The organism is Chamaesiphon sp. OTE_75_metabat_556, from assembly GCF_031378165.1.
GTDB lineage: Bacteria > Cyanobacteriota > Cyanobacteriia > Cyanobacteriales > Chamaesiphonaceae > Chamaesiphon.
Genome location: NZ_JANNDR010000083.1, coordinates 1 through 2,780, shown reverse-complemented (window position 1 = coordinate 2,780; position 2,780 = coordinate 1). Strand labels below are relative to the sequence as shown.

General features: G+C 44.4%; 3 protein-coding genes. All 3 read right to left on the bottom strand.

Annotated features, from left to right (window positions below; genetic code table 11):
* Positions 1-37: 37 nt before the first annotated feature.
* Complete coding sequence (locus tag RMO27_RS03955) at positions 38-1,120, bottom strand: type IV secretion system DNA-binding domain-containing protein (protein WP_309729331.1); 1,083 nt, start codon at positions 1,118-1,120, stop codon at positions 38-40.
* A gap of 353 nt (positions 1,121-1,473) precedes the next feature.
* Positions 1,474-2,073: a recombinase family protein gene (locus RMO27_RS03950; protein WP_309729329.1), complete on the bottom strand. Its 600-nt coding sequence runs from the start codon at positions 2,071-2,073 to the stop codon at positions 1,474-1,476.
* A 229-nt stretch (positions 2,074-2,302) separates the two neighbouring features.
* Positions 2,303-2,780: KilA-N domain-containing protein (locus RMO27_RS03945; protein WP_309729327.1), on the bottom strand; the 478-nt coding region annotated here is incomplete at its 5' end.

Sequence of the window (2,780 nt, the reverse complement as noted above, 5' to 3'; positions counted from 1 at the left end):
CGTTTTCATAAAATTCACCACCCACTATCCACTGACTCTAAGCTTGACGCTTAAAAAATGGTTCGATCGTACATGCCACCGCCGTCCCACCCGTGCGAACGAGGGCTTGAAATGTCCCTAGATTGGCAATCCGCCCCGCGTCGAATCGAAAGCGGCTGGCGACTTTTTTAATATCTGCCACATCGACAGGTAGCAGGATCTTCGTTGCCGTATTTGCCAGTACGTCAGGGCTGATATGCGTTTCGCGCTGAGTCGCCAAGACCACGCCCAGCCCGTATTTCCGACCGTCTGCGGTAATTCTGTCTAGTGTCTTCGATCCCTTTAATTCTTTGGCTTCATCTACAAAGACAAAGGTTTTGAGTGCGGGCGATTCTCCCGCGAGGCGGTGGGAGTCCATCACTTGCTTTAATATTGCTTCTGCCGCGATCGCGCCCAGTTCTGGCGGTAGTTTCGATAGATCGACTCTGACTAATTTCCCCGCAGTTAAATCGATTTGCGATCGGGAAAACACCCCATATTGAAAGGTGGCAGCTAATTTGATTTGCAGTGCCTTAGCATCCTTACAACCGCCTTCGGCACGAGCGTCGATCGCTAATTCTAAATCGCCCAGATGCGGCGGTTTGCGCGTCCAGGTCTGGCAATCCTCCTGCGTAATCCCAAACCGTTCGTACAGTTCTTGAATCATCAGAATCAATAACCCTTCCTGGTTCGTACCCATCACCAACGCCCGTCTGAGCGTCGCCGCGACGGAAATGGCTTGGAGCTTCGAGCCGCCACCTTCAGGATCGAGGTTAATCGTCAGTGGGTTGATACCCAGGTTGGAAGCCATGTGGATCGGGTGGTACACCTCCCCAGGTAACTCCTGGTCGCCGTGAAAGTCCAAGACGATCGAGCGCGACGGAAATCCCTTACACATTTCCCAGACGATCGCTTTAAGGGTCTGAGTCTTCCCACTACCCGACGTGCCCAGAATGACCATGTGCGGGTTAGCGGCTTTATCCAAATCCCAACACACCCTATCGCCCAAATGCACGAGCGAGCGAGATGGTGAATTCGGCTGCGCCGTTTCTCTCCCCACAGATCGGGGTTTTAAGATAGATTTGGGTAGTGGTTTAGCCATGCCAATCGGTTTTTATTTATCCGATTATAATCATTTTTTACCCCAAATATTTAAGCCAAAATCCGTATTTTAAAACTAAAAACGTTTCCAATATTCGTTTCTCCCAGCCACTTACAGCAAACGAACTCAACAAACGTTTGTATGTTAGAAAAATTTGCCGACGATATGGTTAGTAAATTTTAATTTCTTCAAGAGATAGTCGCTATCGTTGGGGTAAACGTTTGGCTGATTCTAGCAAACGTTTAGTTTTCATAAAACGCTCAGAAATTTATTTTAGATTGATTTTAAACGTTTTACGAAGAGAAAAAATCTTTCAGCCTACACGATCTGGATTATAAAATCTCTACAAAACCTCACCTTTTATGCTTTGGCACCATCAGCGAATCAAATGAATTTAAGAGATTAGAGATAACAACAGACATCATTGTAGAATACAAGCCATTGATTACTGTCTCTGGTTTTAGAAGTAAAATCGCGGTTATAACTGCAAAAAGAATATTCATGCAAAGTTTAAAACCAAACCAGTGAGTATTACTGAACAAATTTCCAAAAGACTTTTCAAATTTTCTTTGCTCTGACAAATGTTCGTCATCAAATTTACCAAGTAAATTTATCATGTTAAGAACGATGTGTCCCTGAATATTTTGTGGGTTGCAATTAAACTCGTCTAGGCAAAGCAAAGACACACCATTCGCGTGCAATTCCCCGATTGTCCTAGCCAAATCTGAGGCAGATCGCCCCCACTGAGATAAGTCAGTCACAAATACAAACTGAATCTGACGTGTCCTAGCCAGCTTCAAAACTTTCTTGCGCTGTTTAGTTTCAGATCTCACTTCTCTAAATACACTAACACTTGTATATTCATACTGTTTTGCGTAGTCTCTTAACTTGCGCTCCTGTTCCTCACAGTCTTTATTGTGGTTACTTTCTCGGCAATAAATAGCTACTTGCATTGTCAAATATCTGGAATATAATTACTATTACTGTTGATAACTCAGTCATAACTTAGCAATCAACTTATACCTGCGATCGACTATCACTCTAATACTCATCTGACCTATTGATGCACGCAGAAGAGCTTCTTTCTAAATCTCAATCTTGCCGCGCACGAACATTTCATCAGCATCGTCTCGATCGAGATCGGCGAATACATTACTGCTACTTTCTTCAAATTAGCTAAAGTTATGCGTCAATCCAAACGTAGGAATATCCATGCTTCAATACTTTTCCCTGATATGCGATCGGCTTGCCCGCTTTTTTCGTCATCTCTTCAAGTACTTCGCGGGGATAGATATCTGTCCGATCGTTCATCGAATACAGCCAATGCGGTAGATACTGTTCAAACGTCAGCCCTTTTGGGTGCTGAGGTATCGCGCGGACATAGAAGCATTTGGCAATTAGTTCGACCTCTTCTATGCCTTTATCCTTTGCTTGATGCGCCATCTTCTTTACTTCCACTACTTCATCCATTGCAGCGGCAATTTGAGCGGGTGTATCGACTTGGAATGTTCTAATCTTTTCCTTGAGTAGCTCGTTCTGTTCTTTCAATTGGACGTTCTGCTCGACAACTTCCGCAGTAAACTGAGGATTGCACCAAGCGGCAAAAATAGCAGCTAATTCTGGGTGTGCCCATGTGCCTCTATCAACAGAGCGACCTTTA